A 17,666-nucleotide genomic window follows, 5' to 3' on the forward strand; every position below is an offset into this window, starting at 1 on the left:
CGCGCATAAACCTACGCGCCCGATTCTCAGCTTTGATTACTCTTCGCGTCGCTCACGGAGATTCTGCCGGGTGAACTGCGGCGTCGCCCGGATGCCTTTTCGCGTGCGGAACGACCGCCACAGCAGAATCGCGACGAACGCTGTCGGCACGCCCGCAGCGCCGACGGCCAGCAGATTCTGTGGGTCCAGCGAGTAGACGATGACCGTTGCGACGAATCCGAACGACAGGAAGATGCCGTAGATGAGTCGCTTCGCCAGCCGGTCGAGGACGCCTTTGTTGTCTTCGAGGCGGACGTTGAGCGTCAGATTCTCGCGGTCTGCCCTGTCGAGGACGCGTTCGAGTTTCGGCGGGACGCGAAACAGCGACTGCGCAGTCTTCTGGCCCTGTTGACCGACGCTTTCGAGCACCTTCTGGATGCTCTCTTCGCGGTAGCCTCGTTCCGTGAGATACTCCGTCGCCACCGCGATGAAGTCGAAGTCGGGGTCGAGCGTGACACAGACGCCTTCGACGACGCCCGCGACGCGAAGGACGAGTGCGAGATTTCGCGGGAGTCGAAGCGGGAACTCGTAGATGGTCGATTCGACCTGTTCGAGGATCTGGTTGACGCGATACTGTTCGATATCGTCGCCGCGAGCGTCTGCGATGGCGAGTTCCATCACGTCGCCCATCACCTGTCGGTCGACGTTGGGGCTGAGTGTGCCCATCTCGATGAGCGTGTCGAGGATTTCGTCGACGTTCTGATTCGCCACGGCGATGTAGAACTCGATGATTTTCTCCTGAATGAACGGGTCCACCTCGCCGTGCATGCCGAAGTCGTAGAAGATGATGCGCCCGTCGTCGGTCACAGAGAGATTTCCGGGGTGCGGGTCGGCGTGGAAGACGCCGTCTTCGACGATCATCTGCAGGTAGGCTCGCTGTAAGTTCGTCGCCAGTTCGGTTCGGTCGATACCGAGGCCGTCCAGTGCGGCGACGTTGTTTATCTTCGTCCCCGGGAGGTACTCCATCGTGAGCACCCGGTCGTCTGAGCGTTCGTGGATTGGCTCGGGGATGACGAGCGTCTCGTCGTCTTCGAAGTTCGCCTGAATCTGTTCGAGCGTCGCCGCCTCCTCGTCGTAATCCATCTCTTCGCGGATTGTCTTGGCGAACTCGTCGGCGAGGTTCTCCAGCGAGAAGGCTCGTGACTGCCCGATAAATCGCATGAGGAGCGGGAGCGACCACCGAATCACCCGGAGGTCGGCCTCGACGAGCTCTTCGATACCGGGTCGGCGAATCTTCACCGCGACTTTCTCGCCTTCGTACTCTGCGACGTAGACCTGCCCGAGACTCGCCCCACTTATCGGATCGGTGTCGAACGAGTCGAACGCCTCGTCGACGGGGCCGAGTTCTTCTTCGATGACGACTTTCGACTCGGCCCACGGCGCGGGCGGGACGTCGTCTTGGAGACTCCCGAGAACGTCGATGTACTCCGGTGGGAGGATGTCGGGACGCGTCGAGAGCAGCTGGCCGAGTTTGATAAACGTCGGCCCGAGCGTCAGTAGTGACTCCAAGAGGAGTTCGGCGCGTTTGACGCGCATCTCGGAGGTAACTCGCCGAGTGCCACCGAACAGCAGGTACTTCCGCCTGTCGCGAGTGTACGCGACGATGAGCGGGAAGAACTGGTAGACGACGACGAGGAACCGCCAGTAGGCGCGGAGGTTGACCAGCGTGACCACCCGCTCCGCTCAGGCGTCTTCGTCGACGCCGTCGTCAACGTCGTCGCCAGTGGTGATAGGGATGGTCCGCCCGGACGCAGCCTCACGTTTGGGGAGACGAACCTCGAGAACCCCGCGTTCCATCGATGCCTCGGCTTCGTCGGCCACGGCGTCCGGCGGCAGTGGCAGTTCGGCGTCGAGGAACAGTGGTCGCTCCTCGCGGACGTAGTCGAAATCGGTCGGCGTCCGTTTGTCGCGTCGCGCTTCGACGACCAACCGTCCTTTTTCGACTTTGAGGTCGGCTGATTCGGCGGTCACGCCGGGGAGGTCGAGGACCAACAGATACGACGACTCAGACTCCAGGAGGTCGGCGAACACCGCGTCCGGAAGTTCGGACAGCGCGTCGCGCAGTGTTGACATGTGGGTCCATAGGGAGGCGGTGTCGAAAAAGCCGGCGGTCAAATACCGGCGAACACTCCCGTATGTCGGCAAATTCGGCCGCCACCGGTGGGGTGAGACGAGTCGTGCCCCGTGGGGTGAGGCCGACGCTTTTTGCCCCCGGCATCTAAGTGCCGCCATGGACCACCACGACCGGCATACGGCCGGGTTCAAAGAACGAACCCGAGTCGCGGCGGCGCGCGAGACGCTTCTCGCGTCGGCCACGCCGCACGGACGGACCGAACGACTCCCGTTGGTCGACGCCGACGGCCGGGCCCTCGCCGAACCCGCCGTCGCACCCGCGGACGTTCCGAGTTACGACCGCGCCGCGATGGACGGATTTGCAGTCCATGCGAGCGACACGTTTGGGGCCAGCAGTCGCTCTCCGAACGTCCTCCGCATCGTCGACGAGCAAAGCTCGTCGGCCCGCCAGATGAAATCTGGCGACGTCGACGACGCCATCGCACCCGGTGAGGCCGCCCGCGTCCACACGGGCAGTGACCTCCCCGAGGGTGCCGACGCCGTGGTGATGGTCGAACACACCGACCAGTTTGGTGACGAACTCGAAGTGTTCGACGCACTCGCAGCGGGTGAGAACGTCGGCGAACGCGGTGAAGACGTTCGCGAAGGCGACGCGCTGTTCGACGTCGGCCACGAACTCCGGCCTTCGGACCTCGGCCTCCTCCGGTCTGTCGGCATCGACGACGTGTCCGTCTTCGAGCGCCCGCGCGTCGCCGTCATCCCGACGGGTGAGGAACTCGTCGAATCCGACCCCGGCCCCGGGCAGGTCATCGAGACGAACGGCCTGACCGTCTCCAGACTGGTCGAACGTTGGGGTGGCACGGCGAGTTACCGCGATATCGTCGACGACGACGCCGACCTGCTCCGCGAGGCCGTCGAATCGGACCTCGACCACGACGTCATCGTCACCACCGGCGGGTCGTCCGTGGGCGAACGTGACCTCATCCCCGACGTGATTTCGGAGATTGGTGAGGTGCTCGTCCACGGCGTCGCGCTCAAGCCCGGCCATCCCGTCGCGCTTGGGGTTGTCGAAGACACTCCTGTGGTGATGCTGCCCGGCTATCCGGTCGCCTGTGTCGTCAACGCCTTCCAGTTCCTCCGACCGGTGCTCAAACACGTCGGGTCGCTCCCGACTCGGCCGTTCCCCACGGTCGATGCGACGCTCACCCGAAAGATTCCGAGTTCGCCCGGCACGCGAACCTTTGCTCGTGTGCGTCTCGACGAATCTGGTGACGAACCGACCGCCGAACCCACCCGAACGAGTGGGTCTGGCATCCTCTCGAGCGTCGCACTCGCCGATGGGTGGGTCCAGGTTCCCGAAGGGAAGGAAGGGTACGAAGAAGGCGAAACCGTCACCGTCGAAGGCTGGGAGTGGTCTGCATGAGAAAGCAGTTCCGTGACCTCGCGTCGCCGGCCGAGGCACGCGAGACGATTGCGTCGCTCGAACTGACGCCCGAGGCCGAATTCGTCCGGCTTTCGGACGCCAGAGGTCGCGTTCTCGCCGACCGAATCGACGCCGAAATCGACGTTCCCGGATTCGACCGGGCGAGTATGGACGGCTATGCAGTTCGTGCCCGCGACACGTTTGGCGCGGACGAGGCCGACCCCGTCGAACTCGAACTCGTCGGCGCAGTCCACGCCGGGGCCGAACCCGACGTCGAAGTCGAACCCGGAACCGCGGTCGAAATCTCGACCGGTGCGGTCATGCCACCCGGTGCAGACGCCGTCGTCATCGTCGAACGAACCGACGAACGCGACGACTCGCTCGTCGTCTACAAAGCCGTCGCACCGGGTGACAGCGTGATGCCCGCCGGAACAGACATCGCTGCAGGGGCGCGCGCGCTCGGCCCCGGAACCCGCATCACCCCGCGTGAAATCGGGCTGCTGTCGGCGCTCGGCCTCGACGAACTCCCGGTCCGTGGCAAACCCGTCGTCGGCATCATCTCGACTGGTGACGAACTCGTCCGCCCCGGTGAGACGCTCCGCCCCGAAACCGGGCAGATCTACGACGTGAACTCGTACACCATCGCCGCCGGCGTCGAAGAAGCGGGCGGCGTGCCCAAACTCTACCCCCACGCAGGCGACGACTACGACGAGATGGAGCGACTGCTCCGACAGGCGGCCGACGAGTGTGACCTCGTCCTCTCGTCTGGGTCGACGTCGGCCAGCGCCGTCGACGTCATCTACCAGGTCGTCGAAGAGCGCGGCGAGTTGCTCCTCCACGGCGTCTCCGTCAAGCCCGGAAAACCCATGCTCGTCGGAACGCTCGGCGAGGGGAGCGCCTACATCGGACTGCCGGGCTATCCAGTCTCTGCGCTCACGATCTTCCGGACGTTCGTCGCACCGGCGATTCGCGACGCTGCCGGACTCGCAGAACCACAGACGGCGACTATCGAGGGAACGATGGCTGTCCGTGAGCGCTACGCCGAGGGCCGGACGCGACTCATGCCAGTCGGGTTAGTCGTCGACGGTGCGGGCGAGATGCTCGTCTACCCCGTGGACAAAGGGTCCGGAGCGACGACGAGTCTCGTCGAAGCAGACGGCGTCGTGGAAGTCCCGGCGGACGTGGAGTACATCGCAGACGGTGAGACGGTGTCGGTGCAACTGTTCTCGCCCGACGTTCGCCCACCGGAACTGCTCGGTGTCGGCGAAGACGACCCCGCGTTGTCGCGACTGCTGGACCGTGTGCCATCGCCGCGGTATCTCGCTCTTGGGTCGCGCGAGGGACTCCGCCGACTCCGCGACGGTATCCCCGACGTGGCCGTCGTCGCGGGCGACAATCGTGGCGACACCGACGCCGTCGAACTCGGGTCGTGGACGCGTGAGTGGGGACTCGTCGTCCCCGCGGACAACCCTGCCGACGTAACCGGTCTCGCGGACCTCGTCGATGGCGACGTTCGGTTCATCAACCGCGATACGACCTCTGGACTCCGCACTGACCTTGCAAACGCCATCGCCGCACTCGCCGACGAGCGTGGACAGACGCGCCACGAACTCGTCGAGGCAATCGACGGATTCAACCGCGGGACCAAGGCGTTCGAGAGTCCAGCGCGCGCCGTACAGGCGGGACGGGCCGACGTTGGCCTCGGCCTCCGTGAGACGGCAGAAACCCTCGGTCTGGGATTCGTCTCACTCGGAACACAGCAGGTTACCGTCCTCGCAGACCCCGACCGAACCGAAAAGACCAGCGTGCAATCGCTCAGTGACCGACTCACAACGAGCGACGTGTTCGACTCGCTTGCAGGCTACGAACGCGCCTGAGTCGAGTACACTCCCGAAAAACGTATTTCGCGGACAGACAGTCGCTGTCAGACAAAATATAAATAAAGTGGAACGTATTTACCCTCGCAGGTAGTACGCGCTTGGTATGGGCACCCCGCAAACAGTCCTTCATGTCGACGATGACCCTGAGATGCTCGCGCTCTCGACAGCGACGTTTCACCAATTCGATGACATCTCTCTTCTCACGGCGACGACGGCCATCGATGCGCTCGATATCGTCTCCAGCCATTCGGTCGATTGCGTCGTCAGTGACTCGTTAATGCTGCCCGATGGTGTCCCACTTATCGAGGCACTCCGACGGGAAAACAAGGACGTTCCTATCGTCCTCTTCACGGCCAAAGATTGGACCGAAGTGGCTGACGTTGCGTCGGCGGCAGCGGTCTCCGAATACGTTCAGAAAGCCGGACCTGACGACCTTTCGACAGTTCTCGAACACGTTGGGATGCTCGTCGATGGCGACCGCGACGAGTCGCTTGCTGCAGGGGTGTCTGCAGTCACCGAAGCACTCGCGGACCACGCCGACGCCGCCTCGGCAGCGTCGTTCAGTCTCGACGAGAACTGGGAACTCGTCGGTCAGTGGGTCGGCGACGACGAACTCGGCATCGTCGTCGTCGAAGCAATCGAAGCGCACGCCGGACTGCCGGCTATCGAAGAACCACTGTACGATTACATCGACGCCGACGCCCTCGAAGAGTTGCTTCGGCCAGTCCTCGAAGACGAAGAACGACCCGGCATCGAGGTTCGGTTCCCCTACGGCGACTTCGAACTCGCCGTCACGAGTACTGGGGATATTTTCGCGCGCCCCGAACCCGGCGAGACGCTCTACTAACTTCGCTGCAAAAACGCATCCGACGTACCGACTCAGAGTAGCGTGCGCGCCAGAGAAGCCTGCTCAGGCGACTTTCCGAGGGAGTTCGTCGAACGACTGAACGCGATACTCGCCGAGGACGCACCGACCACGCTGTTCTGGCCCGTGTCGCTCGACGTGGATGCCATCGAGTCCGGCGTTCCACGCCGCACCGATGTCACTTTCGCCGTCTCCGGCGAGGACGCCTGACGTGCCGCCATCGGTCATGAGTTTTCCACCGAGCCCCAACTTCGAGACCGCACGTTCGACCGGTGCAGAGTCGGGTTTCCACCCCGTCTCTTCGGTACAGCAGACGACGGCGTCGAACCAGTCTCGCACGCCGAGGTGGTCTAACACGGGGTCAGTCAGGAACTGCTGGCAGTGGGTCACGATACCGACGGGTCGGCCGGCAGCGTGTATCTCTTCGACCAGACGGACGGCGTCGTCGTGGAGGAACGTCGATTCCGCCCGCTTCAACGGGTCTTCTTCGTGGTGGAAGGCAGGCCAGAAGTCAGCAGGGTCGATACCCCATTCGCGGAGGGTTGGGTCACGTGCGCCACCGAGTCCGTGCCAGAGTATCTCCGCTTCGCGGTCGGTGAACTGGCGACCTAATCGCTCTCCGACTCGGTCGAACACGTCTCGTGTGTAGGCCCACTCGGCATCGATGAGCGTCCCATCGAGGTCGAACAGCCAGAAATCGTAGTCATCGGCGACCATTCGGGCGATTGAGTAGGTCAGGAACGGATAAAGGTCTTCTGCTGTGGATTGTCACGTTCCGTCTGTAGATTCGACGTGGATTGCACTCCCGAAGTACTTGTGCAGCACGTCTCGCACAGACGTGGCGTTGAACTCGTCGAGTGAGTCGGCGATTGCATCCCGGAGTTCGTCGAGTGCGTCTTCGTCGGTTCGGAGTTCTGCGAACTCACAGGAGACGACCGGAACGTCGACCCACGACGTCGCGAGCTGGGCCGCGTACACCGGGTCGTTCACTTCGCCACGCCACAACGCATCACGAAACAGCATCCACCCAGACTCACCGGGTGGTGGTGGGGTGACGGAGACTGTCGTTTCGAACTCCTGTGGGTCCGCGTAGACGCCCGGTTTCGTCTCCAGACGAACGCGGACGTTGAAGACGTATCGGAGCGCCATCCCTACGACTCTGCGTCGAACAGGTCGGCGAGGCGGAGGTCCTTCTCGGTGATTCCGCCTTCTTCGTGGCTCGTGAGTCTGACTTCGACTTTCTTGTACCGGATGGTTATCTCGGGGTGGTGGAACTCCTCTTCTGCGACTTCGCCGACCTTCGCGGCGAATGCGACGCCGTCGAGATAGTCGTCGAACTCGTAGAGACGGACGATTTCGTCGCCGTCGCGATTCCACTCATCCGATAGTTTCGCGTCGACATCGTCGTTGGAGAGTACCTCGGCCATACCGAACATGTCGGGTGGGGAACCGATAAGGGTTCGCCCGGCTCACGGCGACGCGACGAGGACGAACGTCGGTCCGGTCAGTGTTCGTCTCCCACAGCGTCCAACTGTCTCGTTCGTGAGAACGTCACCGGGGAGAACGCCGTCGGAGAGAACGCTGCCGAAGAGAGTGTCGTCGGTGTCGCGAACCACTCGTCCCGTTACGGTGACACGGTCGCCACATTCGACGGTGTCTGTCTCCCCGCTTCGCTCATTGCTGTCGTCGAAGAGTATACCCCCACCGGGAGGGATTCGGACCGAAATCTGTCCGCTCCCATCGTCGAGGAGGAATGGACGGGTCGTCCGTCCGCTGACTGACCGTTCTCTCCCTCTCGGTCGCCTTTGTCCTCTCCATCGCCTTCGTCCTCTCTTTCCTCGCTTTCGTCCTCTCCCTCTCAGTCGCCGTCGTCCACTCTTTCTCCCTTCGGACGCACCGCTCTGCCACGCTTCGACTGCCGGTCCGCCGCCTGCAACGGTGACGACGCGTCCGACGACTGTCGCTCTGGCGACACCAGCGAGGTCAGATATTCGTCGACGTGGGGTCGATTTTACCAGTCGCCGGTACCGTCGTTCTCGGAGGCGGTCGACGACTGTGCGGCCGAGTCGTTCGACAGACCGGGGCGGTAGCATCGTCCGAGGCGACGTGAGAGACTCCATCGAACGAACGTGGTCTCGGTTTCGTATATGAATCTACGCCGCCGTCGTCACGAGTTCGGTGCTCTGTAGACGGAACGTCAGACTGGGCAGTCGTGGTGTCGAAGAATGCAGCGTCGAAATCGAGAGCGAAGTCAGTCGTTCGAGAGTTGCTCGACGACGCGAGCCGGGGCCTCTTCGTCTGAGACCCCACCGTCTCTCTGGGGGCGACGGTCCTCGTCGTCAGCTGTGGACGCTGTCGACTTCAGTTCGTCCGGCATCGAGTAGTCGTCGAATCCGGGGTCGAACAATCGCATCGCCGTCTGGATGGTCGTCCAGTCGTCGTCGCCGGCGGCGTCGCGCAGACTCTTCGTCGGTGCCGAGAGCAGTTGTCCGATGAGCGCGTCCGCGAGGGATTCGACCGTCTCGCGCTGTTCGTCGGTCAGGTCGCCCTGTGCTTCCAACTTCGAGATGGCCGTCGAAACCTCGCGACGCTTGACGAGTTCTGCCGCCTCGTACATCGACGAAATCGCTTCGTCGGCCCGCTTGCGCTTGTAAGCCGCGAGGAGTCGGTCGAACTCTTCGTCGATCATCGCTTCGACCTGTTTGGCCGCCGCTTCTCGCTTCGCCGCGGTTCGGTCGGTAACCGTCTCGAGGTCGTCGATATCGTGGACCGAGACGCCGTCGAACTCGCCGGCCGCGGGGTCAATGTCCCGTGGTTGGGCGATATCGATGAGCATCGTCTTGCCGGCGGTTTCGAGGTGTGCCGATTCGACGACGAAAGTCGGACTGCTCGTCGCGGTGATGACGACGTCCGCCGTCGCGAGTGACTCGTGGATATCGTCCAGTCCTGCGGCGGCGTCGATTCCGGGGACTTCACGTGCGAGGTACTCTGCGTGAGCGACGGTCCGATTCGCGACGACGAGTTCGGAGACGTCCACGGATGCCAGTGCTTTCGCGGCGAGCGTCCCCATCTCGCCCGCGCCGACGACGAGGGCACGTGCCTCCTCGATCGGGTGGCCGAGTTTTGCCCGAGCGAGATTGACGGCGGCACTCCCGAGTGAGACTGCACCTTCGTTGATAGCCGTCTCGTCGCGAGCGCGCTCACCGACGTGAATCGCTTTCATCAGCGCGTCTTCGAGCATCGGTCCGATGCTCTCGGCGTTGCGGGCCGCTTCGGTCGCTGTCTTGAGTTGCCCGAGAATCTGGTCTTCGCCGAGGACGAGCGATTCGAGCCCCGCCGCAACCCGCATCAGGTGGCGAAGGCTCTCTTCGTGGTCCATGTGGCGAATGCTCCCGTCTCGAACGTCGGGAGCGAAGTCCTCCAGTGCGCGTCGGCCATCGGCGGCGTCGTCGGTGACGACGTACGCTTCTGCCCGATTACACGTCTGCACGGAGAACGCTTCGGTGACTCCCTCGCGCGTGAGAAGAGTGGCGACGACGGTTTCGACGTCGTCGCTGGAAGCGGTTTCTATCTCCTGAACGCTCGCCCTGTCGTGAGCGACGCTCACACCAGAGATGACTCCCGCGCTCCTCATGAATCACCCCGCTGTGTGTTTGTAATCACGCGCGCTGCCTCTCGTCGGGGGTTTGCATCCCCTGTACGTAAAGCCTTCCAAACAGATGGGTCGCGAACGACCGCACGAATTGCTGCACGGCGTTCGGCCGGCGTTCGGTCAGATTCCTTGAGTTCCGCTCGCAGATCGGCAGTCAGGTCTGCCATCGCGCCTGCACCGTCGAGTTCGGCTTCGATGCGTTCACGGAGGTACTTCGAGAGGGCGGGACTCGCGCCGCCGGTCGTGATGGCGACGGACACGTCTCCGTCCTCGATAGTCGCGGGAACGACGACGCTCCCCGCGTCGCGCGACCCGCTTTTGTCCGCTCGATTGACCATCGCGCCAGCGTCTCGGGCGGCGGCGACGACGGCGTCGTTCACGTCAGTATCGTTCGTCGCTGCCACGACGAGAACCGGGTCGAACCGGTCGACCCAGTCGGCGACATCCTCGGGTGCGGGCGCGGCGCGAACCAGTTCAGCCTCGCCGAACTCCCGGTCTGCGAACTCGGGGCTCACGACGACAGTTCGCGTCTCGCGGGCGAATCGCCGGGCTTTCCGCGCCCCGACAGGGCCGCCTCCGAAGACGAGGACTGTCTCGCCGGACATGTCGTGAACTAGTGGAATCATCTCACTCGGTGTTGGCGTCTGCTCGTTCGTCCAGTCTGATACCGGTCTTCTTCAGGATTCGCGTCGAGAACAGCGAATCCCAGTCGTCGTCAGCCACGTCCCAGTAGTCGCTCATCACCTCGCGAACACGTTCGATACGAGCGTCGCTCTCTTCCTTCGACCGGCCGTGGGTCATCGCGAAGAAGTTGTACGGCCACACGCCCTCGTGTCGTGGGCGACGGTAACAGTGAGTGACGAAGTCGAGCGCGGCGATTTCCGGGCCGACCTCCATCACGATGTCGTCGGGGACGTTCCAGACGGTCATCCCGTTTTCCGAGTAGCCGAGCGCGTAGTGGTTCGGGATGACGCCGACGCGACGAACCTTCCCTTCGAGATTGAAGCGCTTGATGGTCTCGACCACCCACGCGGTATCCTGTCCGAGCGCGTCGGCGACGTCGGCGTAGGGCGTCTCCGTAATCGGGAGACCGCCTTGAATCTCCAGGACGAGGTCACGTTCGTCGGGGGTGAGCATCCGTTCGTCCGATGGTTCGACGTCGGGGCCGAGATGCGACAGGTCGAGGTCACCGTCCGAAATCGGTCCATCTAAGAGGAACTTCGCCCCCACGTGGAACTCGTGGAGTTTGGGCATGTTGTACGTCTGTTGCCCAGTTTCGGCTTCGATTTCGCCGAGCACGTCGTCGACTCGTGACTCCTCGGCAACGGAGACGACGAACCACATGTTGAGATGTGGGTGCTCGCGCTCGTAGTTGTGTGCGACTTCTCGGTGTGCGTTCACCTGGTCGGCCACCTCGTCGAAGCGCTCCGGCGGTGCGTGCATGGCGACGAGCGTCGCCGTCCCGCCGATTTCCTCGGCGTTGACGAGTGCGCCGAACCGCGAGAGCGTCCCCTCGTCGTCGAGGGTTCGAACTCGTTCACAGAGTTCTGTCGCCGTCACGTCCACGCCGCGTTCCCGGAGCGCGGCAGCAGCGGGTTCGAACGGGCGTTCGACGACAGGAAATCCACCCTGGAACGCGTTGACGATGGCGCGGTCGAGACGAGAGAGGTCCGCGTCCGCCTGTATCATGGCCGTGAGTCAGGATGCGAAGGGAATAAACGCCTCGCTTGTTCTCGTTCCGAGAATTCACGAACGGCGGCCGTCGAGGTGACTGCGAATCGACGATTCAGTCGTAGCGACGGAAGAACGAGTAGATAAAAACCGGTTCGTTCAGGGAACGGGTGTCACGCGCTCGACTCGGTCGAGTGCTTCGAGGTCCGAGACGATGGCGTCGTGGTCGGCGGTCGCCTCGTAGTAGAACACGAGGTCGAACGTGCCGTCGCGGATGAGTTGTTGGCACTCCCAGACGAACTCGTCGTCGTCGACGCTGAGGCCCTGGAACTGGTTCGAGGAGAACTCCGAACTATCGTTGCCGGCGTAAATCCACGCGTCGCCCTTTCCCGAGTGGCCGGAGATGATGTCGTTGATTTCGACCGTCATCTCCTGCATCTCGAGGTCCTCGCGGCCGGTGAGGTCGGTGTGAACGATTGCGCCGACTAACTCGATGTCGCCCGGTTCGAGCAGTGCGAGCGTTCGCTTGTAGAGGTCGTCGTCGATAGTCTCGCTCATGCAGATGCCTTCTCGGGGAAGTACAAACGGATGGCGATTCGTCTGTAGGATTTGCGTTGCACTCGCTCGCGCCGACTCGGAGAGCCGTCAATCACTAACTCACAAGACAACGTCAATCACTAACCCACAAGACACATAGGCCGCCCACGCGACCCATAACACATGTTCGGTTGGGTCCGCCGCGGGTTCCGTCGCGCCTACGAGCGAGTGCTCCGCCGGGAGATTGGCGACGGGCCGACACACGTCGCAATCATCCAAGACGGGAACCGGCGCTACGCGAGAGAGCGCGGCGACGACGCACCGGACGGCCATCGCGCCGGTGCAGAGACGACCGAGAACGTCCTCGAGTGGTGTGAAGAAATCGGCATCGAAGAGTTGACACTCTACGCCTTTTCGACCGAGAACTTCGACCGTCCACCCGAGGAGCGAGAGCATCTCTTCGACCTCTTCGAGAACAAACTGTACGAGTCTGTTCGCTCCGAACAGATCCACGAGCGAGAGGTTGCCGTCCGAGTGATTGGAGAGGTAGACCGACTCCCAGAACGGGTCCAAGAGGCTGTCGAGTACGCCGAGTCACAGACTGCCGACTACGACAACTTTACGCTCAACATCGCACTCGCGTACGGCGGGCGAGCGGAACTGCTCAACGCCGCCCGCGACGTCTGTCGCGACGTCGAGGCGGGTGAGCTCTCACCCGACGACGTAGACGTGGCGGCGGTCGATGCACATCTCTCGCGGCAACCCGTCCGCGACGTGGACCTCATCATCCGCACTGGTGGCGACGAACGAATTTCGAACTTCCTGCCGTGGCACGCTAACGGCAACGAGGCGGCCGTCTACTTCTGTGCTCCCTACTGGCCGGAGTTCTCGAAGACGGACTTCCTCCGCGGCATCCGTACCTACGAGTCACGCGAAAAGTCGTGGCAACGGACACGAACTGAACGCGCCGTCGCACTCGTTCGCGCCGTCGCCGAAGTCGAGTTCGAAGACGCCCGCGCCGTCGCTGGCCGACTCCGTGAGCAACTCTCTTCGTCCGGTGCCGACGAGGTATCCGCCGAGTTGGCGAAGCGGACCGACGAGACGGCGGACTGAGCGCCCTGCGAGGCGGTGGACTGAGCGCCTGAAAAGACTGATTCTGCGCTATTCGTCACCCTGTGCAGCGCCGGCGTCGGTGACGCGGCCCCAGAACAGGATCGCGTCAGTCGGCCGGTCACGAATACAGAACAGGAACGGCCTGTCGAATCGGAGTTCGCCCCACGAGGGCGGTAACGATTCCAGCATGACGACGGCCGTCGCCGCCGCCGCTTCGGTTCCGTCTTCGTCCACCGAGACGAACGACTTGTGGAACACCTCGTCGATGAAGAGCCCACTCTGTCCGCCTTCGACCATCCCGCTGAAGTCGGCACCGCCGCCGAACGCGACGGGCATCCCGAGGTCTGAGAGGGCTTTCGACAGTTGGACTTCCGTCTCGAACTCGAAGCGGGGGAACACGAGTGACCCCGTCGCATCGCTCATCTCCTCGAAGATGCCGAACAACTGCTCTGCGGTGAGGTTCTGTTCGAACTCCTCGAAGGTGCCTTCGTCGGGGAGGAGCAACACCATCGACACGTCCTCGCCGATGTACGGGAGTTCGACGGCCTGTGCACCAGCGACTGACGCGTAGTTCACGCGGTCCATCTCCTGCTGCATGAGTGGGACTGTCGATTCGCTCCCGTCGAGTGCAGTGAACGTTCCATCTTCGGTGTTCTCGGGGTCGAACTTGTGCAACCAACTCGCCATGAAGTAGATGGCGTTCGTGAGCACGAGCACTGTCTGTGGGGTAATCGAATTCGGTGGAAGCAGGTCTTCGATTCGGTCTTCGGTCTGGTCGGCGACCCAGTCGTTGATTCGGGTTCGTTCCCCCTCCGGGTCGCCAGCGAAGTCTGCTCGTCGAAGCCCTGCGCCGTAGTTCTCCTCCAGCAACGCGAGGTAGTCCTCGGAGAACGGGTAGCCGTCAGCACCCCAGAGCGCGTTCGCCACAGCTAACTGGAAGGCATCGACTTCGGAGTCGTCGACGGGGTCGGTAGCGGTCGCCCGACTGTCCAGTTCGGTTTGGAGGTCGGCAAACGCCGGGTGAATGTCGTCGCCGAGTGTGTAGTGGAGCGTCTCTTCCATCTGTTCGCGAGTCGCTCCGCGAGCACCGGCGTAGGTCATCGCCAGCGCGACGGAGATGCTGTACGGCGACAGGAACAGATTGCCTCCCTGTTCGCTCGCGAGGTACTCGTGCAGTTCGAGGGCGAATTCGGCATTCCCGGACGCGAGTGCAGCGAGTCGTTCGTCGTCGACGCTGGGTTCGCCACTCGGGGGGTCTTCGGTTGGTGTGTCGGAGGGCGTCTCGGTTGCCGTATCTGTGGAGGGCGGTGCTGTCGTGTCCGTCTCGGACGGGGGACTCCCGCCACTCGTACACCCGGCCACGGTTGCGGCGGCGAGTGCACCTGACAGTGCGAGGAGTTCGCGACGGTTCATGTCGAATCGTTCACACAGCCGGGGATATGTCTTCTGTAGACCGAAACGGGTCTTTGTGTTATCCCCGTCGCCGCCAGAGAAGGAGGCGGGAGCTGAAAAACCGCTGTCACGAATACGAATAATAGCGTCCACAACGTACACTTGGACATGAACGCCCTCCTGAAATTCGTCGGAAGCGCCCTCGTCGCGTCCGTCCTCGCCGCCGTCCTCTCACTCTTCGTCTTCCAGATGCCCGTGAGTTCGGCCGTCCAAACGGCGTTGCTCGCGGCCGCAGTCGCGTTCGTCATCGTCTACCTGAATACGCGTCAGTCGGACTCGTCGACAGAGGCGAGATAGCTCGTCAGAACGCTGTTGACGTGTGATTCGGCCTATCAGCCGAATTTCTGTTGTACCCTTCGGGCGCAACAGCGTTTGGACGATTCGCTGGCGCTCATCGTCCAAACTTCTGTCGCTCGCGTCACTCGCGAAAACATTCGGTCTAACGACCGAATCTCCGCTGCCTATCCTGATAATCCCGCAACGCCCGCAGGTAGTCTCGCTTCCGGAAATCCCGCCAGTTCACGTCGGTGAAGTAGAGTTCGGCGTAGACCGACTGCCAAATCATGAAGTCCGAGAGCCGCTCCGCTCCGGTCTTGACGACGAAGTCCGGTTCGTCGGGGAACACCAGTCGCTCTTCGATGTCGGTGCCGTCGATGTCGTCTGGGTCCAGTTCGCCCGCTTCGACTTCTTCTGCGAGCGACCGGACGACTGCGGCGAACTCGCGTTTGCCACCGAGGCCGATGTTCACCTGCACAGGGGCGTCGGCAGGTTCGGTGTCGCCGGGTTCGCGCACCGCGATGTGATGTGGTGCGTCGAGGCTCCGTATTTCACGGGAGAGCGTCGGGACGACTGCCTCGTCGAGGACGCTCACCGAGATGGTGACGCGCTCGCTCCCGTACTCGAACGCCCACTGGATGAAGTCTTCGAGCGTGGCGTACGCCCCCTGTTCTAACAGGTCGCGCTCGGTGATGACGAGTGCGACGTGTTCGGGGGCGTCGGCGTCGTCGAAGCGGAATCGGAGGGCGAGGTAGTAGTCGTACACTCCCACGGTAGTCCGTACTCGCGCCGGGGTTCGTAACGCTTCGGGTTGAACGTCGAAACTGGCAATGTTCGATGGGGTGACCGGTGTGTCGTGCCCACGACCCTTCCGAGATTCGGAAGGTCACCGATGTCGGGAGGGTTAAGTGCGAGTCGGGGATACCGAACGATGTGACTTCCACGCTACGGCGAGCGGGTGGATTCGCAGTCGTCGGGACGTTGGCCCTCGCGGCCCCCAGTCTCGGGACGGCAGCGTTCGCTCCCTTCGCCGCAGTCGCGCTCCTTGCGGCCTTCGTCATCGACGACGGGCCGCTCTTCGAGTTATTTGCGCGCCCCGGCGACCGCAAGGATGGCCGACTCAACGGGTTGGCCGGATTCTCCCTTGCGGCGACTGGGTTGGCGCTCTTGGCGACGGTGCCGCGGGCCAGAATGCCGCTCACCGTCTTCGTCGCGTCCGTATTGATACTGGCATACGGCAATCTCGGAGCGCGATTGGTGGATACTCGTTTCGACGACGAATTCCTGCAGACCGCTGGATTCGTCAGCGTCGGCCTCCTCGCCGGCACAATTGGACAAGTCGCCGTCGTGACCATGACCGACGGCCAGATTGCACTCTCTCGGTTCATCTTCATCGCTGCGCTCGGTGCACTCGTCGCCGCACTCTTGCGGTCTGCACTCTACGAACGCGACGACCCAGTGGTCATGCTCACCGTCGGAATCGCGCTCTGGGGCGTCGATGGGTTGGTTGGCCCCGTCACGCCCGCACAGACAGGTGTCGCCATCGCGATGACCGTCGCACTCGGCTATGCGGCCTACGCACTGGGCACCGCATCGGTGGCAGGGATGATAACCGGTGTCCTCCTCCTGCTCGTCGCCGTTGGATTCGGCGGATTCGGGTGGGCAATCGTCCTCGCCTCGTTCTTCGGTATCGGCGCGCTCTCGACCAAATTCCGCTACGAACGCAAGGCCGAACGCGGCGTCGCCGAGGACAACGAAGGTGCCCGCGGAACCGGAAACGTCCTCGGAAATTCGGCCGTCTCTCTCCTCGCTGTCGTCGGATTCGCGGCCATGGAGACGATTGGCCAACCGTTCTTAAGCAATCTGTTCGTCCTCGCGTTCGCTGGGTCGGTCGCCGCCGCGATGAGTGACACACTCTCCAGCGAAATCGGCGGCCTCTTCGACAACCCACGCCTCATCACGTCGCTCAAGCGCGTCTCACCGGGAACAGACGGCGCAATCACGTGGCAAGGCGAAGTCGCTGGCGTCGTCGGGGCGGCGTTCGTCGCTGGGGCCGCGTACGTGTTGCTCCCACTGCCAGATGTGGCCGCCGCCGGTGCGGTTCTCGCAGGCGGGTTCATCGGCATGACTATCGATAGTCTCCTCGGTGCGACAGTCGAAGGCGTAAGCATCGGAAATCAGTCGGTCAACTTTCTCATGACACTCGGCGGTGCACTGGGCGCGGTTGTCGTGTGGATTCCGCTGTGACCGTTCGACGAGGCGGACTGACCGACGAATCAGCACTCACTTCGCTTCAGCGTCTCGTCTCCCATCCCTCACCAGAACTGCTTGACGCGTGGCCATCCGTCGGCACAGTGCTCGTCTCTGTCGACGACGCCGACCACCCGGTCGGCTACGTTCTCGGTGTCGGTGCCCACGTCGTTGAACTTGCAGTCGTCCCCGACGCCCGCCGAGAGGGGCGTGCGACTGCACTCATCGAGGCGTATCACGACCTACATCCAGCAGCGTCGCTCACGTTGTTGGTCCACCCCGAAAACGAGGTCGCACGGGCGTGTTACGAGACGCTGGGATTCCAGTACGACGAACGAATCGCCGGCGAGTTCGACGGTGACGACGCGATTCGACTCGTCCGCGACGCTGACTGAGTGGAACCTGACGAAAACGAGTGTCGAGTTGCGACGACCG

19 protein-coding genes are annotated in these 17,666 nt (G+C 63.0%); 7 read left to right on the forward strand and 12 right to left on the reverse strand.

Features of this window, described 5'->3' with window-relative positions; genetic code table 11:
* Window positions 1–36 precede the first annotated feature (36 nt).
* A complete protein-coding gene (locus ACK3SC_RS12655) occupies window positions 37–1,713 on the reverse strand; it encodes an ABC1 kinase family protein (RefSeq protein WP_416840550.1) in 1,677 nt (558 codons plus the stop codon).
* Between the two features lie 9 nt (window positions 1,714–1,722).
* Entirely contained in the window at window positions 1,723–2,112 is a 390-nt protein-coding gene (locus tag ACK3SC_RS12660; protein WP_416840551.1) for an Hsp20/alpha crystallin family protein, read from the reverse strand.
* Window positions 2,113–2,269: 157 nt separating this feature from the next.
* Between ACK3SC_RS12660 and glp the strand changes: the two genes are divergently transcribed.
* The 3 genes from glp to ACK3SC_RS12675 all read left to right on the forward strand — a co-directional run bounded on the left by glp (window position 2,270) and on the right by ACK3SC_RS12675 (window position 6,262).
* Window positions 2,270–3,535: a gephyrin-like molybdotransferase Glp gene (glp, locus tag ACK3SC_RS12665; RefSeq protein ID WP_416840552.1), complete on the forward strand. Its 1,266-nt coding sequence runs from the start codon at window positions 2,270–2,272 to the stop codon at window positions 3,533–3,535.
* A complete protein-coding gene (locus tag ACK3SC_RS12670) occupies window positions 3,532–5,412 on the forward strand; it encodes a molybdopterin biosynthesis protein (RefSeq protein ID WP_416840553.1) in 1,881 nt (626 codons plus the stop codon). The genes glp and ACK3SC_RS12670 overlap by 4 nt, the downstream gene beginning before the upstream one ends.
* A gap of 106 nt (window positions 5,413–5,518) precedes the next feature.
* Window positions 5,519–6,262, forward strand: coding sequence for a response regulator (locus ACK3SC_RS12675; protein WP_416840554.1), 744 nt, complete (start codon window positions 5,519–5,521; stop codon window positions 6,260–6,262).
* 63 nt (window positions 6,263–6,325) lie between these two features.
* Here the strand turns inward: ACK3SC_RS12675 and ACK3SC_RS12680 are convergent, their stop codons facing one another.
* The 8 genes from ACK3SC_RS12680 to ACK3SC_RS12715 form a co-directional block, all read right to left on the reverse strand.
* Window positions 6,326–6,997 carry an HAD family hydrolase gene (locus tag ACK3SC_RS12680; RefSeq protein ID WP_416840555.1) on the reverse strand — a complete coding sequence of 224 codons (672 nt, stop codon included), beginning with the start codon at window positions 6,995–6,997 and terminating at the stop codon, window positions 6,326–6,328.
* A 51-nt stretch (window positions 6,998–7,048) separates the two neighbouring features.
* The gene (gene lwrS, locus ACK3SC_RS12685; protein WP_416840556.1) at window positions 7,049–7,429 is read right to left on the reverse strand and encodes an LWR-salt protein; all 381 of its coding nucleotides are present in this window, start codon (window positions 7,427–7,429) and stop codon (window positions 7,049–7,051) included.
* A gap of 2 nt (window positions 7,430–7,431) precedes the next feature.
* Window positions 7,432–7,707 (reverse strand): 4a-hydroxytetrahydrobiopterin dehydratase, encoded by a 276-nt coding sequence (locus ACK3SC_RS12690; protein ID WP_416840557.1) that lies wholly within the window; start codon window positions 7,705–7,707, stop codon window positions 7,432–7,434.
* A gap of 42 nt (window positions 7,708–7,749) precedes the next feature.
* Complete coding sequence (locus ACK3SC_RS12695) at window positions 7,750–8,400, reverse strand: hypothetical protein (protein WP_416840558.1); 651 nt, start codon at window positions 8,398–8,400, stop codon at window positions 7,750–7,752.
* Window positions 8,401–8,531: 131 nt separating this feature from the next.
* Entirely contained in the window at window positions 8,532–9,914 is a 1,383-nt protein-coding gene (hemA, locus tag ACK3SC_RS12700; RefSeq protein WP_416840559.1) for a glutamyl-tRNA reductase, read from the reverse strand.
* Window positions 9,911–10,558 carry a precorrin-2 dehydrogenase/sirohydrochlorin ferrochelatase family protein gene (locus ACK3SC_RS12705; RefSeq protein WP_416840560.1) on the reverse strand — a complete coding sequence of 216 codons (648 nt, stop codon included), beginning with the start codon at window positions 10,556–10,558 and terminating at the stop codon, window positions 9,911–9,913. Before ACK3SC_RS12705 ends, hemA begins: the two co-directional genes overlap by 4 nt.
* 1 nt (window position 10,559) lies before the next feature.
* Window positions 10,560–11,621: an Lrp/AsnC family transcriptional regulator gene (locus ACK3SC_RS12710; protein ID WP_416840561.1), complete on the reverse strand. Its 1,062-nt coding sequence runs from the start codon at window positions 11,619–11,621 to the stop codon at window positions 10,560–10,562.
* A 141-nt stretch (window positions 11,622–11,762) separates the two neighbouring features.
* Entirely contained in the window at window positions 11,763–12,161 is a 399-nt protein-coding gene (locus ACK3SC_RS12715; RefSeq protein ID WP_416840562.1) for a DUF5778 family protein, read from the reverse strand.
* 162 nt (window positions 12,162–12,323) lie between these two features.
* On the opposite strand from ACK3SC_RS12715, the gene uppS reads away from it, so the two are divergent.
* Window positions 12,324–13,253 (forward strand): polyprenyl diphosphate synthase, encoded by a 930-nt coding sequence (gene uppS, locus ACK3SC_RS12720; RefSeq protein WP_416840563.1) that lies wholly within the window; start codon window positions 12,324–12,326, stop codon window positions 13,251–13,253.
* Between the two features lie 48 nt (window positions 13,254–13,301).
* Here the strand turns inward: uppS and ACK3SC_RS12725 are convergent, their stop codons facing one another.
* Window positions 13,302–14,666, reverse strand: a complete 1,365-nt coding sequence (locus ACK3SC_RS12725; protein ID WP_416840564.1) for a serpin family protein — start codon at window positions 14,664–14,666, stop codon at window positions 13,302–13,304.
* Window positions 14,667–14,813: 147 nt separating this feature from the next.
* Between ACK3SC_RS12725 and ACK3SC_RS12730 the strand changes: the two genes are divergently transcribed.
* A complete protein-coding gene (locus tag ACK3SC_RS12730) occupies window positions 14,814–15,002 on the forward strand; it encodes a hypothetical protein (RefSeq protein ID WP_416840565.1) in 189 nt (62 codons plus the stop codon).
* A 142-nt stretch (window positions 15,003–15,144) separates the two neighbouring features.
* Here the strand turns inward: ACK3SC_RS12730 and ACK3SC_RS12735 are convergent, their stop codons facing one another.
* Complete coding sequence (locus ACK3SC_RS12735; protein ID WP_416840566.1) at window positions 15,145–15,753, reverse strand: undecaprenyl diphosphate synthase family protein; 609 nt, start codon at window positions 15,751–15,753, stop codon at window positions 15,145–15,147.
* Window positions 15,754–15,914: 161 nt separating this feature from the next.
* On the opposite strand from ACK3SC_RS12735, the gene ACK3SC_RS12740 reads away from it, so the two are divergent.
* Entirely contained in the window at window positions 15,915–17,228 is a 1,314-nt protein-coding gene (locus ACK3SC_RS12740; protein ID WP_416840567.1) for a DUF92 domain-containing protein, read from the forward strand.
* The gene (locus ACK3SC_RS12745; protein WP_416840568.1) at window positions 17,225–17,626 is read left to right on the forward strand and encodes a GNAT family N-acetyltransferase; all 402 of its coding nucleotides are present in this window, start codon (window positions 17,225–17,227) and stop codon (window positions 17,624–17,626) included. The genes ACK3SC_RS12740 and ACK3SC_RS12745 overlap by 4 nt, the downstream gene beginning before the upstream one ends.
* Window positions 17,627–17,666: the final 40 nt, after the last annotated feature.

Source organism: Haloferax sp. DFSO52 (genome assembly GCF_048158745.1).
Classification (GTDB): Archaea; Halobacteriota; Halobacteria; order Halobacteriales; family Haloferacaceae; genus Haloferax.